At 43.2% G+C, this 15,644-nt stretch carries 11 protein-coding genes and 1 rRNA gene; 3 read left to right on the top strand and 9 right to left on the bottom strand.

Annotated features, from left to right (window positions below; all coding sequences use genetic code 11):
- The 9 genes from NBH06_RS12025 to NBH06_RS12060 all read right to left on the bottom strand — a co-directional run.
- Positions 1–405 (bottom strand): 16S ribosomal RNA (locus tag NBH06_RS12025); the annotation flags it as partial.
- Between the two features lie 252 nt (positions 406–657).
- On the bottom strand, positions 658–3,507 hold the full coding sequence (locus tag NBH06_RS12030; RefSeq protein WP_250794556.1) for an endonuclease: 2,850 nt from the start codon (positions 3,505–3,507) through the stop codon (positions 658–660).
- 17 nt (positions 3,508–3,524) lie between these two features.
- Positions 3,525–5,588 carry an HNH endonuclease signature motif containing protein gene (locus NBH06_RS12035; RefSeq protein ID WP_195492930.1) on the bottom strand — a complete coding sequence of 688 codons (2,064 nt, stop codon included), beginning with the start codon at positions 5,586–5,588 and terminating at the stop codon, positions 3,525–3,527.
- A 152-nt stretch (positions 5,589–5,740) separates the two neighbouring features.
- Entirely contained in the window at positions 5,741–6,967 is a 1,227-nt protein-coding gene (locus NBH06_RS12040; RefSeq protein ID WP_195492931.1) for an ABC transporter permease, read from the bottom strand.
- Between the two features lie 17 nt (positions 6,968–6,984).
- Positions 6,985–8,166 carry an ABC transporter permease gene (locus tag NBH06_RS12045; RefSeq protein WP_250794558.1) on the bottom strand — a complete coding sequence of 394 codons (1,182 nt, stop codon included), beginning with the start codon at positions 8,164–8,166 and terminating at the stop codon, positions 6,985–6,987.
- A 32-nt stretch (positions 8,167–8,198) separates the two neighbouring features.
- Positions 8,199–9,203 (bottom strand): HlyD family secretion protein, encoded by a 1,005-nt coding sequence (locus NBH06_RS12050; RefSeq protein ID WP_021891976.1) that lies wholly within the window; start codon positions 9,201–9,203, stop codon positions 8,199–8,201.
- A 37-nt stretch (positions 9,204–9,240) separates the two neighbouring features.
- Positions 9,241–10,695 (bottom strand): TolC family protein, encoded by a 1,455-nt coding sequence (locus NBH06_RS12055; RefSeq protein WP_155013214.1) that lies wholly within the window; start codon positions 10,693–10,695, stop codon positions 9,241–9,243.
- 677 nt (positions 10,696–11,372) lie between these two features.
- Positions 11,373–11,501: a hypothetical protein gene (locus tag NBH06_RS13570; RefSeq protein WP_262892420.1), complete on the bottom strand. Its 129-nt coding sequence runs from the start codon at positions 11,499–11,501 to the stop codon at positions 11,373–11,375.
- A gap of 45 nt (positions 11,502–11,546) precedes the next feature.
- Positions 11,547–12,440 carry a DUF8429 coiled-coil domain-containing protein gene (locus NBH06_RS12060; RefSeq protein ID WP_021891979.1) on the bottom strand — a complete coding sequence of 298 codons (894 nt, stop codon included), beginning with the start codon at positions 12,438–12,440 and terminating at the stop codon, positions 11,547–11,549.
- Positions 12,441–12,699: 259 nt separating this feature from the next.
- On the opposite strand from NBH06_RS12060, the gene NBH06_RS12065 reads away from it, so the two are divergent.
- The 3 genes from NBH06_RS12065 to NBH06_RS12075 are packed head-to-tail and all read left to right on the top strand — an operon-like array spanning position 12,700 to position 15,625.
- Positions 12,700–13,332, top strand: coding sequence for a PASTA domain-containing protein (locus NBH06_RS12065; protein ID WP_021891980.1), 633 nt, complete (start codon positions 12,700–12,702; stop codon positions 13,330–13,332).
- 15 nt (positions 13,333–13,347) lie between these two features.
- Positions 13,348–14,409 (top strand): RluA family pseudouridine synthase, encoded by a 1,062-nt coding sequence (locus NBH06_RS12070; protein WP_021891981.1) that lies wholly within the window; start codon positions 13,348–13,350, stop codon positions 14,407–14,409.
- Positions 14,410–14,461: 52 nt separating this feature from the next.
- Entirely contained in the window at positions 14,462–15,625 is a 1,164-nt protein-coding gene (locus NBH06_RS12075) for a hypothetical protein (protein ID WP_021891982.1), read from the top strand.
- Positions 15,626–15,644 lie beyond the last annotated feature (19 nt).

The raw sequence follows: 15,644 nt of genomic DNA on the forward strand, positions 1-15,644 counted from the left end.
TTGGCTGGTTCAGTCTGCCGACCATTGACCAATATTCCTCACTGCTGCCTCCCGTAGGAGTTTGGACCGTGTCTCAGTTCCAATGTGGGGGACCTTCCTCTCAGAACCCCTATCCATCGTCGCCTTGGTGGGCCGTTACCCCGCCAACTGGCTAATGGAGCGCATGCTCGTCTGTAACCAAGATTGCTCTCTTTAATGGACCCTCCATGCGGAGAGCCCATATCATGGGGTATTAGTCCGGATTTCTCCGGGTTATCCCCCTGTTACAGGTGGATTGCATACGTGTTACTCACCCGTGCGCCGGTCGCCGGCAAAGGTATCGCTACCTCCCCGCTGCCCCTCGACTTGCATGTGTTAGGCCTGTCGCTAGCGTTCATCCTGAGCCAGGATCAAACTCTTCGTTGTATTCTTTTCTTTTTCTTTATTATACCTTCGAAGCGTCACCTGACCGAATTGACTTCTTTCTCTCTTATTTCCTGTACTACACTTGCTTCTTCAATTCCTTCAATGAACTTGGCAAAAGTTCCCCGGGGCGTGCCCCGTTTCCTCTTTTGCGGTTGCAAAGTTAATGCATTTTCCTATTCCGCTCCAAATTTTTCTCAATGTTTTTTTTGAATTATTTTTTAAATAAAATATAACCATATAATATTCTGCATTTTACAGAATTATTTTTTTATTGAATATTTTATTCCTCGCCTCTATTTTTATTATATAAATTCCTCGATCGACATTTATCGCTATTTGGTTTTTCCCCTCAGCAGCCACTGCATATAACATTTGCCCAGATAGATTGTAAACCGATATTCGTTCGAAACCACAAAGAGTCGCTATTATAATTTGCCGTCCCGACACATATACGAGCGGATCACATGATCGAACAGATGTAACAGCCGAGATATCGGCCGTAACGGCTCTCTGTACCGAAGACCAATTTGAAACAACATCTTTACATACCGAACGGACTTGATAGCCATACTCTGTCTGAGGAGAAAGCCCCTCTATAACATGAGTCGTAATATTCCCGACCTTTTCCTGAGAGAAAATATCCTTAACATAAGCTCCATAAGTAATCGAAGCATCATCGACAGCTACGTTTCCTTTTTCTTTATGTGCATAAACGACTTTTACCGAAGTCACATGTTCTTCGATCGAAAAGGTATATTCGGGATAATTCTTAGAAGTATCGACATATCGCAATGTATCAATAGCTGTCCAACTATTATCCGATTCTTTCTCAACAACAATGTAGGATCCCGTCCCGGAGGATGCAAAACGATACATAAACGAAAACTTTACTATACCCTCGTTATACCGAGGGGTCTGTAAATATTCTCCCGTATTTTTCAATGCGACCGAAGGAGCCGACACTCCGCTACTTGCCGCAGATGTATAATTACCAGAAGCTGTTCCCTCCCAATTATCGGGCAGAGGTTTTCCGGACGAATCTACTTCGTCAAATCCCTCAGTATAAACATGTTGTTCACCGGTCTGTGTAAAACAAATTATCTCATAATTATCGGCTCCCTGAACTTCTTCCCAATTTATTCGGAAAGTACTATCGGTTATATCCGAGGCATCGAGCAACTGCGGCACAGCCAGAGAATCTGTCTCAAATTGCATGCTGTATGCGGCCTTTACTATACCCGAAGGTATAACAGCGCTCACTTGATAGGTGTAGCGAGTCAACGGTCGCAATTCGGTAAAACGATAGTTTTGTACGAGCCCGATTGACTTATCGGTCTGTATATATTCCCGTTTGTCGTCAAGCTGCATACGAAAAAGCCCTATCCTCGAAAAATCATCTTTCGGAGACGATATCCACTCTTTCCCATTATATCGCGATGTAGGGTGTGTTATCTCGGATCGGCGATACAACGTTTTATCTTGCCCCCAATAAGCTATTTCCCCGGCAACACCCACCACATCAATTATTATACCATCGCGACAAAGCGCAACAGCATCATTCCCATTGAAATTGAGAGGCGAAGTTTCTCCCCCGGGAATAATCTGCGAAGCCTTAGCGATTAACTCCCCATCAGTCGATAGCGAATTTAATAATAAATAGGTCTCTCCGTTATTTAATATAGAAGGTCCTAACGGAGTATCGTTCACGAAAGAACCACTGCCATTAACCTCCATTCGCAAACTGTATGCAGAAAGGTCGACCGGGACTCCTGTTCCGTTATAGATTTCAATCGCTTTATTATACCCCGATCCCTCGACATAAGCCGAAATAATCAAATCTCCGGCAGAGGTATTCCCCGCCCAAAGAGAAACTTGGTAATCGATAGCTTCGGGGTAATTAATCCAATGTATCAAAGCCTCGGTGGCCGTAACATCGGATGCCGAGGTTTCTATAAACGAAGGGACTGAAACTACTTGTACCGGTATACGATACGGGGTCTCAATGCCCCCTCCCGAAATAATCACCGTATCGCGATATTCTCCTTTCCTCAGCTCTCGACACGATATTCCAACTGTACAACCATCGTGCACTTCTTGTGCCGACACTTCGTAATCGGAAAGTTCAAATATACCTCCTATCGCCCACGAGAGGGACAAAGAAGAGGTGAGGTTGTTTCCCAATATATCAAGTTGTTCGCTTTTATTATCACCCAACATAATCACCCCCATATCCATGATTTGATCCCGACGAGGCAAAGCCAAGAAAGGGAGAGTCTCTGCGGGGAACCTGAACGGGTCTTCCCGATGAGCTCCCCATATATACTCGACCAAATCGGGATAATCTATATAAGGATTTCGATTCCCCTGTATGGTATAAACCGAATCGTTCCTCGCCAACTCTCTTTCGCACGGAGGGTCTTGCGAATGCCACTCCAACAGCATGTCCAACGCCCACTCTTTCCATACCGGATAAGTATTGTTATCGAGCATAGGCGACTGCCAATAGTCACACAAGTTTTCATAGGCCGTTACGACATAGAAATAGGCACGAGCAAAATCGCCCTTATACTCGTCGGCAGGTTCGAAGCAACGGTCGGTATAATCTACTCCCCAACCATTCTTTCCTACCTTCGAGACCCCATTGTCAAAGCCAGAAACTCCCGTGACCTCACCCAACGGCAAATTGTTTTTAGCGGAATTGGCCGATCCGTCTGCCGGGAACAAATGATGCAAATCCCTATAAGCATTATTTTCATAAGCGCCCCACCAACTTTTCGGGAAAGAGTGCTCTATATGCATGCCCCCGACGGCATTAAAGCCATCGAAATAGCGCATTTCATCGGAATACCTGTCCCACACACTACCATCTTCTTTACGGTCTGTTCGGGAGAAGCCCTCCCACGTGGCATCTTCCCCACTACCATAACCGAGTGTATGCATCGAACTTATTATTTCGTATAATGCAGTTTTCAACTCAGCTCCATTTTTTCCATCGGCCGCATAATAATAGCCCGCAGGAACTGTGGCATCAAGCCGAAATCCCAGAAACGAAACGCCCAATATCCCGAAAATTATCCGGGCACAATTTTTCATAGTACTCATAATACAGATTTTTAATCTCAACGCGAGCTATGCACTCTCACCGTATTTTGTAACGACGGAGATACAACCCTCACGATATAAATTCCTTCGGGCAGCTCCCATTCGACCTCCTCGTTATGCAAAATCCGTGAGCCACACAAACGCCCGTCCATCGTATACCACGAGGCAACAGCATTCATCGGGGCATTGAGTATGTGTAACACATTCCCAGAGGTAAATATCAAAACACGGTCTGCCTCCATATCATCGACAGCTGCCGACCACGTAGAGACTGAAATCGTATTAGACACCGACTGAGCCTCTTCCCCGATATAGGGAGTCACCGTATAATGGTACTGTACGGCGGGAGCTAAATCGGATACCATATATTCGTTTACATCTCCTACTCGACGGGGATATCCATCTAAAACAACAGGGGTAGAACCTCCGCCGCTTTTCACTTTAACACTGTGCAAATAGACACGATGGTCTTTTTCTGCTTTGAACGTAATCTTCGATGACTTCGTTCCTCCTTTGAAAGGAATTGTTTTCGTCACCGTCCCTTCCGGCAACGATATTTCATCGACAGGTTCATCATCTACCAGAATGTACAAAACCGAATTATCGGTTGTTTTGTAAGGCGATGCCTCCACTGTTATAGACACATCGTCTGCCGACAAATCGACCACCGGAGAAATGGCGCTACCATCATCACTACCCGAACCTAATCGTAATTTTCCCGATTCAACAGCAGTATATCCCTCATATGTCCACGAACCGGGCTTCGACGAAAACGTCACGTCCAATATGTCCTTCTCAGGAGCACTCGACGAATAGTCGTCGTACCACACATTCAATTCATAATCGGTTGCTTCCGATTTCGGAGTCCAAACCGCCACAAAAGAATTTTTCGTAATATCCTTCGCCGGCAATGCGACAAAATCATCGATAGCCTGTCCTTTCAAATTAACGATAATCGGAGACTTTAATCCACCTCCCGATATTTCCAAAACAGCTTCGTGCGAGCCTACTACCGAAGAACGATAGGCTAACTCGACAGTCGTTCCATTATTAACCTCATCGGCTGTAAGTTCCCGACGATTCACCGAAAAGCACTCACTATCATCGCCTCCTACTTCAACCGAAACAGCACTCTCGATATTACGTCCTCTAACAGACAGTTGAACCGTTACCGGTGAAGAACTATTCACCGAAGCGATTCCCATATCGACAGTCGATCCGTTTCGAGGAGCCTCGATATACGGAGCATCTCCTCCATCTGGCATAAAGGGGATATTACGACTGTCTCCAAAGATGAGATCGACCAATTCGGGATAATCGATAAACGGGTTCCGATTCCCTTGCCGCGACTCATAGACAGCTTCGTTTCTATCCAATTCTTTTTGGCTAACGGGGTCTTGCTCGTGCCAACGAAGCAACATATCCAACTGCCACTTGGTTATATAAGGATAGGCAGAGGAAAACACCTCAGCACCATATCCACTCGTTGCCACCCCTTTATACCGAGTAGCAAAATAGAAATAAGTACGCGCAAAATCGCCTTTATATTCATCGTTCGGCTCGAATACCGTATGCGAATAACCAGGAGTCTTACATTTTCCCCATTTGGAAAATCCATTTTCCGAGCCCGGTGCGTCAGAGGCTACCTCTCCAAACGGGTAGTTGCTGCGCATTCCATTTACTTTTCCATCGGTTGGATAGACATGCCACACATCGGACTTCATAGGCGACCGCTCACTAAACCAGCTTTTGGGAACCGAGTGCTCTCTATTATAGCAATCGCCTTCACTCCCATATGAACCGCATTGATCGGTTCCAAAAGTATAGTTCGTTATATCGGAATACATATCCCACACTTTCCCATCGGAACGTCTGTCTGTCGTTTTATAAAGATTCCACAAGCCATTATAACCTACATCGGTTGCATCGTTTAAGATGGTAGACAAACTTTTTTGCAAATCCTCACCGCTTTTTCCAACAGCAGCATCATAATATCCGGCAGGAATCTCTGCAAATACAAAGAACGGAAACAAGCAAGTCAAAACGACAAGCAACAAACAGTTACGTGAAATACAGTTCATTATCTATTATTTAAGTTATATTTTTAGAAAAGGGACGTAAAGATAATAATAAAATATCAAAACCGTTTTAAAATCGATGGATTTCACAAAAAACAACAAAGCCGACTATCTATTAAGATGTCGGCTTCTATCTATATAACTAACCTGTTCTTTCAATCTATCCCTGAATCGAGCACTCCCGAAAAGCCTCGTTTTTTATCTTTCCAAATCTGATACCTATAAACCAAGCAAGTCGTCACAAAATAAACTCCTGTCAGAATCCATAACATCGTATAGGCATGACGCACATCATAAATACCAGCCCCGGCCGTATTCATACGTACAAAGCCTTCTATTCCCCAAGTAGACGGAATGAGAGCACCCAACCACTTCCAAAACTCCGGCATAGCATAACGAGGCCATGTAATACCCGATATGAACAAAAATATAACCGAAGTAAAGACAAACAACAAGAAAGAACTTTCGCGTTCTCGAACAAATATGGATAGCGTCATTCCAAAAAATATAGAAGATAACAAGAACGGAACGGCAAAAGAATAAATTTCTACCTGACTACCTATCTGCGGATATTTAAAAAGCCACGGAATAAAATGTAGTATGTATGCTGTACATAAAATATACAAGCTAAAATAGCACAATGATTTGCCTATCACCAAATGCAATACATTATTGTGCATATGTTCTCGTCCACTGTAAAACAGGTGTAACTGTCGATGTTCATAAATTCCCCCAGCCATCATACCAATTCCCAAAATAAGGCTCTGCTGTAAAATCAACACCAATATGGCAGGCAATAAAAACGATGCCAAACCCGACTCTGGATTATACAAATTAATAGAGCTATACGGAATGGGTTGTGTCGCTACATTGATTTGTTCCTGCGTGGCTCCACCCAAAGCCTGAGTCTGTAACTTTCCTCCGAGGTTCATCGTCACATCGGTCAACGCAATTAAAAAACCTTTGTAATTCAAGAGAATACTCATATCCGAATAGAACGAAACGACACTTTGTTCACCTCGCTCTATTTTTCGACTGAAATCTTCCGGAATAAACAATATTCCATAACAATGCTTTTCATACATCATGTGCTTCGCCTCGTCCATATCGGCACAATACGAAACGATATGCGCATTCGGTGTCGCGTCCATCTCACGAGCGAGCTCCCGGCTCAAAGGGGTACGGGCATTATCCACGACGACCATAGGCACTTCCCTCACTACCTCAGGGTTATACACTGCGGCATATACAATCGGATAAGCGAATGGTAAAGCAAAGAAAAACAGCACGATTCCCAAATCATGAAAAACAGCACGGTATTCCCGCCGCCAAATGTAATAAATGTCGGACAAACCTATTTTTATAGAATGAAACAATTTCATATCATTTTATTTTTACATCACGGTACATATACTTGACGCATCAAAGCCTTTTTCAACCGGGGTAACAACGGAGTGGATGCCACCGCAAACAAAATCAATGCGACATAATGTACACGCGAATAATAAAGAGGTATTCCATTCAATGCCTGATCTACATAAATCAAAAAATAATGCCGTACAGGCAATACATACGAGATAGCTTGGAACGGCAAATACATAGCCGGCACAGGGAAAGAAAATCCCGCGATAGAAAGAGACAAGACTCCCACCAAACCACCGACACTCAACCCAATTCTTAACGAAGGCGCAAAACACATAATAATTACCGCAAAACTCTGTGAAGCGACAACCAACAAGAACATCGCGAAAATCATGTGCCAAATGCTGTTATGCATCGGGAAATGCAAATAACCGTATAGCAACGACAAGTATAAAAGCCCCATCGAAAAAAATATGATCGTTTGGGGAATGAGTTTACCTGTAATAGCAATAATAATCGAATCGTCGGCAGTCCGCAACCATTCTCTCGACGTGGCTCGTTTCATCTCAGATCCGATACTGAAAACCGTAACCAACAGAATCATCAATTGCAATAACCCGGGAAGAAAAGAATTATTCAGATAAACCGAATAGCTAATCCACGGATTGCCCAACGCATGCATATCCGTCGCTATCGGCTGCAACTTAGCCATAATCTGTGACTCCTCGGCTCCCGCAGAAAGTAATACTTGGCGCACGACTGCACCCGAAGCTAACACCGACATGGTTTTGAAACTTTTATATAGCAGCGACGCAGGAATGTAATAGGCATCATTCGTATAAAAAGAAATTTCGGGTTGACGACCGGCGATAGCCTTCGCTTCAAAATCCTCAGGAATAATCAAAAATCCGAAAATATCACCCGACTGCATCAACTCCCGAGCCTCGGTAAAGCTATTCAACTTATAGGCAACATCGACCGACTCCTGAGATCCAAGCTGTTGAATAAAATTCCTAGACGTAGAGGTGTGGTCGTGATCGACAATCGCTACCGGAATCTTATGAGGTAACCCTTCGTACATCAAGGAAAGCAGGAATATGCAACTGAATAGCGGCGCTCCTACCATACAAAGTACATAGATAGGACGCGAAACCAGTTGTTTCAATTCCCGGACAATAGTAGCCCAAAGCCCCGTTTGATATTCCATTCGTTCTGACATATAGACATTCTCGAAGTTACAGAACTTCCATTTTATTTTTTATCTCTTTTCAACAATACCGACATTCCCGGACGTAGATTATCGACCGGTTCGACCGGACGGGCTTTCACTTGGAAAGTTTTGGCATCGTATTGCCCGGTAACTTTCGTAGCGCGCCATACCGCATAAGATCCCATATCCCGAATATAAAATACTTTCAAAGTCACTTCCTTATTTTCCAATGCCGGAATTATAGCCTGTACTTCGGCTCCCATAGTCAAATTTTCTAACAAGTCTTCCCGAACATTGAACGAAACCCACATATCGTCGAGTTTCAATACATTCATAATCGGAGCACCTAAACTCACCAATTCCCCCACATTCGGAAAAATATCGGAAATTTCACCGTCGGTAGGAGCCGTCAGATAAGAATCCGACAAAATAGACTCGACCTCTGCGACACTACCTTGTGCGGCGGCGACCATAGCGGCAGCGGCAGCCTTATCCTCGGCCTGCGCACCGGCCTTTGCCATTTCATATTGCGATTTAGCCGCACTTTCAGTAGCGACCATTGCTTTATAAGCAGCCTCGGCTTCATCGCGTTTTTGTTCCGAAACTACTCCTTTCTTATACAACGACTGCATACGCTCATACGTCTTCTTGGCGATCGTTAAACCGGCTTGAGCCTGTTGCCACATATCATAGGCAGAATTCAACAGTTCCACGCGCGTACCACTGTCCACCTTTTTATTCTGAGCCTTAGCTACGGTTTCCATAGCCTCGGCCTGTGAAAGTTTCGCCTCTACCAACGAAGAATGAATATGTACCAATGTATCCCCCGCCAGAACATGCTGTCCCTCCTCTACCATGAATTCGACCACTCGGCCGGGCAACTTTCCTGAAACCCGTACTTGTGTCGCTTCGGCTTGCCCTTGAATAATTTGGGGCTCCGGTTTAAGCAAGAATAATCCGATCAAGGCCAAAACAACTATAATGACAATCAAAGCAATGAGGCCTACGACCAAACTGCGCTCTTTCTTTTCTCTTAGATTTTCCATTGTAAATCTGTTTTGCTATTTTTTATATTTTCTATTTTCAATATTTCATAGTGCCCAAAGCCTTAGCCAAATAAACCTCGCAAAGTCGGGTATCGATTTCGGCATCTATTTTTTCCGATTGGGCTTCGAGCCATGCTGTTTGAGCTTCAAGAACATTTGTCGTCGTAAGTACTCCCTCTTGAAATCCAAGTTGCGCATTTCTCAAATTTTCATCGGCTTTCTCCAAATTTTTCACAGCCATTTTATAAGTTCTATAAGCCTCCGAAGTTTTAAAAGCCGCTTGACTTACCTGCAATTCTATCTTTTCTTTCACGTCGGCCAATTCCAACTTGGCAACAACCGCTTCACTCTTAGCGGCACGAATCTTATTGTAGTTCTTTCCCCAATGAAGGATTGGAATATTGAGCATTACTCCCACGCTGAACATACCGTCGAACTCGTTTTTAAATCCGTTAAATACGTTGGGATTGGTAAAAGAATAAGTCCCCACCAAAGCCAACTTGGGTAACATATCGGAAAGAGCCAAGTTTTTCTTCTTTTCATAGATTTTCGCCGCATAATTAAGACTCAACACTTCGTTCCGATTTTTAAAAACCTCCTCCATATTATACGACAACGGAGCCTCCTGCGGAGCTACACGCTCCAACGATTCATCTTCAAGCGTAAATATAGAATTGACCGGCAACCCACAAATTTGAGCCAAAGCCATACGCGACAAAGCCAATCCGTTATCGACCTTAGCAAGGGTTATCTGAGCGGCATTCAACTTCACGGCCACGGTCAATCCGTCCGACTGAGTCGCAACTCCTTCGGCTATCATCTCTTGTACATGCCGGTTCAACGTATCGAGTAAAGCCGTATAACTCTCGGCCAGTTTTCTCTTATGAACGAGAGAGACCACTTGCCAATAAGCCTCATCTGTCTGATAAATAATTTCCTTCTCGGCCGTATTCTTCTGCGACACCGCCAACTTCTCGGCATATCCGGCAATATCGTTCAATGCCTTTATCTTACCCCCCATAAAAATAGGTTGCGTCAGTGTCACCAACCCAGCATACACATTATGTACATCGAACTCGAAAGCCTCCTTCGGGATCATGGCGACAGTCGACGGTATAGGCTGCCCGTTGTTCAATATAGGCTGCCCGGTCGCCGGGTTAGTTACCACATTATACTTGTATTCTTGACTGGCTAAATCGAATGTCTTTGTAGGCAAATATTGGTCGGACTCCAAAAGCGATATCGACTTTTGATTATACATATAAGACCCGGTAAAATCTATTCCCGGGAAATAAGCTCCCCTAGCCGATTTTTTTGTATAGCCTGCCCCTTTCACCTTTTCTTCGGCTATACGCAGTTGCTTATTATTCTTTAATGCCATCTGTCGGCAAGAATCGAGCGAAACCGGTTGTTGTGCCGAACCCATCAGAAAAGATAACAAGAAGGCTGCTAACAATGCCCTCCCTGCCCATATGCTTCCATTTATTTTCATACGCTTCTATTTATCTTTTACTTTGCTTTAACGAAACTAATACTTGCTTTGCTTATAGTTGCATAAACAATTTTCTTTCTTAAAAAAATAATGCACCCGGCATTACACCGCAAAAATACGCCGAGTTTAGCATTAAACAAATATTTAAAGATTTTAGTTTTCTATTTTTACTATTTTTTAAGAATCAGCTTTGAATTTTTCCCCGCTGTATTCGAAAGCATGTTTCATGAACGAAAAAACTCAATAACCAAACAATAGAATGCTACCGAAAATATGCTTCATAAGATACATAGAAGAATCATCTCTCTACGCAAAATATCGACTGAGTCGATATTTTCTCCTTTTATACCTCTAACCCCTCAATCAAAGATTATATGATTTTTTCACCCCCCTCGCCCTGCGGGCTCTTCCCCTATTGCTGCGCGACACAGGGGGAGAGGGCTAAAACTCACTTCGAAGATTTCAATATAGAGGAGAGGAGTTGAGTAATCTGGTACTAACTATGAAGTGAAATATTTCCGGTTAGGTTAAACTCATTCAACTTTTTGGGGGCACTTCACAAATGAATAGAGGGTTACTTTTAAACTCCTCCTCTGTGTTTTGCACGGCAAAATATAGGGAAGATGGCACGTAGTGACGGAGGGGTTAAATTTTTCAAGAATCTATTCGGCCGCTTTTTAACCATTCATCAAGAAGACAGGAATACACTTATCGACAAGAGATTCATCGCTAAAATTCAAGTCTGCCTCCCCACAAATTATCGACAAAGCCAAAATATCGATAAAATCGGGAAGAGCTTTACCCATACTTTCACATTGGCCCGATTCTCCAAACAAATACAGAGGCGGAAGCTATTGTTTCAAAGTGAACGAACGAGTCCCTATCTTATAGTTATCGGCAAAGATATCCACGCGATATTCCCCGGGATATAAAAATTCTTCCACGGCCCAATACATTGTCACGTCATTCAATTCTTCACCTGTATATTCAATCAATTTTCGGCAAGAATAATTTATTTCACGATCTTCAAAAGGAAATACATCGGCCCTATCTTTCACCAATACATCTCCATCGGGTTTTACAATACGGGCATAAATATATTTCTCACCGACTTCGGCCGTTACATTTTTGGCTATGGAGAATGTTATCTTTATTTTATCGGTCTTTTTAATTTTTTTTGCAGTTTTTCCTCTCGAATCTATCGGAGTCACCACAATACCTACGGCATCGAGCTTTGCCGCTAATGTTACCTTTTCGGTCAATTCCTCTCGTTCTTGTTTCAATTGACTTGCTGTTTGCGCTACCTCTCTATACCGCCGGGTCACCTTCGCATTCTCTTCCCGCAACTGTTTATTGGCAACATTCAACGAATCGATTTGCATCACATAATGACGCATAATTCCCCGCAGCGTAGTCAACTCCCGCTTTAATTCCTCGATACGAGCCGAACTCGTATTTTTCACAGTCCGCAACTCTTCCAACAATCGTTGAACTTTCACCTTCTCGGCATCGAGCTTTTCGATCAACGAATCGTTATTGAACATCATCTTCTGTCCCTCGAACTGATCGTACTGGGCAGCCAAATCGCTATATTCTTTTTCAAGCTCGCTCCGCTGTTTGTCTATCTCCACTTGCTCCTTGAAATCGGACATTGCTTTATGTTGCATGTATATGAAAATCCCGGTTCCCAACAATGCGACGACCAGAACAGCGATAACAACCCATACCAAATTACTCCTTTTCATAATATACAGAAGCTTATTTTTTCTTGCAAAAGTAAATCATTATCGAATATCAATCAAGAACAGACAGATTATTTAAGTTATAAATGTTAAATTATATTCTTCCTCAAATTCGAAAAAGGAATCATGCAGCTCTTCATTTCACCAAAGAAATATTGGAAGGACAAAATCTTTTTGTCATAAAAATAATTAAGTTAACACCGTTGCAAGCTATTTTCCCTATCTTTGTGAAATCTTAGATAAGTTATGCACCTAAGCGATTATGGGAAAAATAATTGATTTTTTCAAAAAGCACCCGATAATCAAAACGTTAGTATTGATGATTATCGTTTTTTTTCTGCTGATAGCACTCACTCTATACGGGTTAAAGCTATATACACGGCACGGGAAAGCGGTCATTGTCCCCGAGGTCAAAACAATGATTTTACCCGATGCTCTACGCATTCTCGATCGGGAAGGATTTCGGTACGACATAATAGACTCTCTGTTTATCGACGGTGCGGTTCCGGGCAGTGTCATCGAACAGACCCCTGCGGGCGGCAGCAAAGTAAAAGACGGTCGAATTATTTATCTATCGATCAACGCTTACTCCCCCAGAATGATTTCTTGTCCAAAAGTCTCCGATATGTCGCTTCGCCAAGCTCTTTCCACCTTAGAAAGTGTAGGGTTGACAGACATTAAAACACAAAATGTACCATCGGAATACCCCGATCTCGTTATCGGTATACAATACAAAGGCGAAAACCTCGAACAAGGAGATAAAATTCCTGCGGGAAGTTCCTTAACTCTACTTGTGGGAGACGGCATACCCGAAGAATATCCCGACTCGACGATCGACGAGATTCCACAAAATGCGGAAGAAGCACCTCTCACCGATGAAAGTTGGTTTAACTAAACAATCTCGAATGCAATGAACACTTGCGACGAAGACATAGAAGCCGATGACAAAATCATCGCAGAAGAAGGTGAGCGGGAATTGTATGAACACTTCCGGTTCGTGGCAGACAAAGGACAAAATCTATTACGAGTAGATAAATTTCTCGTAGCACGTCTCGAAAGTTCTTCCCGTAACCGGGTACAACAGGCAGCCGAAGCTGGCTGTATTCTCGTAAACGGGAAAGCGGTCAAGTCGAACTATCGCGTAAAGCCGCTCGATGTCGTGTCTGTCGTCATGGATCGACCCAGATACGAATTCGAGATCATACCCCAAGACATACCGCTCGATGTCGTATACGAAGACAAAACCGTCTTGGTTGTCAACAAACCGGCAGGATTGGTCGTACACCCCGGACACGGGAATTATAGCGGGACACTGGTAAACGCTCTGGCATACTATTTCCGGGATACCCCCGACTATGATGTAAGCGACCCCCGTTTGGGATTGGTACACCGTATCGACAAAGACACTTCCGGATTATTAGTCATAGCCAAGACTCCCGAAGCCAAAACAAACTTGGGATTACAGTTTTTCCATAAAACTACCCAAAGACAATACGTAGCTTTGGTATGGGGTATTATGGAAAATGACGAAGGAACGATAACCGGAAATATCGGTCGTAGCCTCAAAGACAGATTACAAATGACCGTATTTCCCGAGGGAGACTTCGGTAAACATGCGGTAACTCATTATAAAACCTTAGAAAGATTGGGATATGTTTCTATCGTCGAGTGTAAGCTCGAAACTGGGCGGACACACCAAATTAGGGTACACATGAAACATATCGGACACACTCTTTTTAACGACGAACGTTACGGGGGAGACCAAATTCTCAAAGGAACGACCTTTACCAAATACAAACAATTTGTACAAAACTGCTTTGAAATTTGCCCCCGGCAAGCCCTACACGCCAAAACTCTCGGATTCAAACACCCCGTAACAGGAGAAGAGATGTTTTTCGATTCCCCCATACCGCAAGATATGACCTTGCTGTTTGACAAATGGCGTAATTATACGGCCAATCGAGATATATAAAACATAAGAATAAAAACAATAGACGGTTCTATACCTTAAAAATATTAATGTTATGGAATGCCCAAAAGAATTTGACGATATTCGACCTTTTTACGACAGTGAATTTCACGACAAAATGAAAGTTCTGGTTACAGAACCCGGATTCGAGCACGCTGTTCGTTACGTACTCCGCGACATTAACTACGAACTATTCTGCCAAGAATTGTTGACTATCGACAACAAAAAAGACTTTCAATTACTGGTTATGCGCTCTTTCCTAGAAGGGCTAACTCAGAAAACCACCAAAGGACTTACCGGGAACAATCTCGATGTACTCGATAAGGCAAAAAGCTACACATTCATGTCCAACCATCGCGACATTGTGCTCGATGCCTCTCTACTCAATCTGCTACTCATTCGAAACGGAATAAAAACCAGTGAAATAGCCATCGGAAACAATCTGCTCATATACGACTGGATATCCGATTTAGTTCGGCTCAATAAGAGTTTTATCGTCAAACGAGACGTAGGCGTGCGCCAAATGCTCGATGCCGCCCGACAGCTATCGGGATACATACATTTCGCTATAACGAAAAAAAACGAATCGGTATGGATAGCCCAACGGGAAGGCCGTTCGAAAGATTCCGACGACCGCACACAAGAATCTCTCATTAAAATGTTAGGCATATCCGGAGAGGGAGACCTCATCAATAATTTGAAAGAAATAAACATTGTTCCGGTCTCCATATCCTACGAATATGATCCCTGCGACTATCTCAAAGCACACGAGTTCCTGCTCAAACGAGACAATCCCGATTTTAAAAAATCCCAAAGAGACGATTTGCACAGCATGGAAATAGGTCTACTCGGCTTCAAGGGTCGTGTACATTTTCAAATATCCCCGTGCATCAACGACGAACTCGACAAATTATCGGCAATCGACGAAAAATCGGAATTACTGTCCAACATACTCAAAGTAATAGACAAGGCCATTCATACCAATTATAAAATATATCCCGGTAATTATATCGCTTACGATATTCTAGACGGACAGAAACGTTTCGCCGACCGTTACACAAATAAAGACCAAACCACTTTTGCCAATTACCTAAACTCACAATTGGCAAAAATCCCCGACGTAACGAGTAAAGACAAAGACTTCCTAAAAGAGCGCATTCTCTCCATGTACGCCAATCCGTTGAAAAATCAATTGATAGCATTAGGGCAAGAAGCCTAAATGACAACACAATAAGGAA

This window comes from Barnesiella sp. B2-R-119 (assembly GCF_023656675.1).
Lineage (GTDB): Bacteria > Bacteroidota > Bacteroidia > Bacteroidales > Barnesiellaceae > Barnesiella > Barnesiella intestinihominis.

What these genes read in the sequence shown, in the direction of transcription:
- NBH06_RS12030 (WP_250794556.1), bottom strand. Translation starts at nt 3,507, where the DNA reads ATGAGTACTATGAAAAATTGTGCCCGGATAATTTTCGGGATATTGGGC.
- NBH06_RS12035 (WP_195492930.1), bottom strand. Translation starts at nt 5,588, where the DNA reads ATGAACTGTATTTCACGTAACTGTTTGTTGCTTGTCGTTTTGACTTGC.
- NBH06_RS12040 (WP_195492931.1), bottom strand. Translation starts at nt 6,967, where the DNA reads ATGAAATTGTTTCATTCTATAAAAATAGGTTTGTCCGACATTTATTAC.
- NBH06_RS12045 (WP_250794558.1), bottom strand. Translation starts at nt 8,166, where the DNA reads ATGTCAGAACGAATGGAATATCAAACGGGGCTTTGGGCTACTATTGTC.
- NBH06_RS12050 (WP_021891976.1), bottom strand. Translation starts at nt 9,203, where the DNA reads ATGGAAAATCTAAGAGAAAAGAAAGAGCGCAGTTTGGTCGTAGGCCTC.
- NBH06_RS12055 (WP_155013214.1), bottom strand. Translation starts at nt 10,695, where the DNA reads ATGAAAATAAATGGAAGCATATGGGCAGGGAGGGCATTGTTAGCAGCC.
- NBH06_RS13570 (WP_262892420.1), bottom strand. Translation starts at nt 11,501, where the DNA reads ATGGGTAAAGCTCTTCCCGATTTTATCGATATTTTGGCTTTGTCGATA.
- NBH06_RS12060 (WP_021891979.1), bottom strand. Translation starts at nt 12,440, where the DNA reads ATGAAAAGGAGTAATTTGGTATGGGTTGTTATCGCTGTTCTGGTCGTC.
- NBH06_RS12065 (WP_021891980.1), top strand. Translation starts at nt 12,700, where the DNA reads ATGGGAAAAATAATTGATTTTTTCAAAAAGCACCCGATAATCAAAACG.
- NBH06_RS12070 (WP_021891981.1), top strand. Translation starts at nt 13,348, where the DNA reads ATGAACACTTGCGACGAAGACATAGAAGCCGATGACAAAATCATCGCA.
- NBH06_RS12075 (WP_021891982.1), top strand. Translation starts at nt 14,462, where the DNA reads ATGGAATGCCCAAAAGAATTTGACGATATTCGACCTTTTTACGACAGT.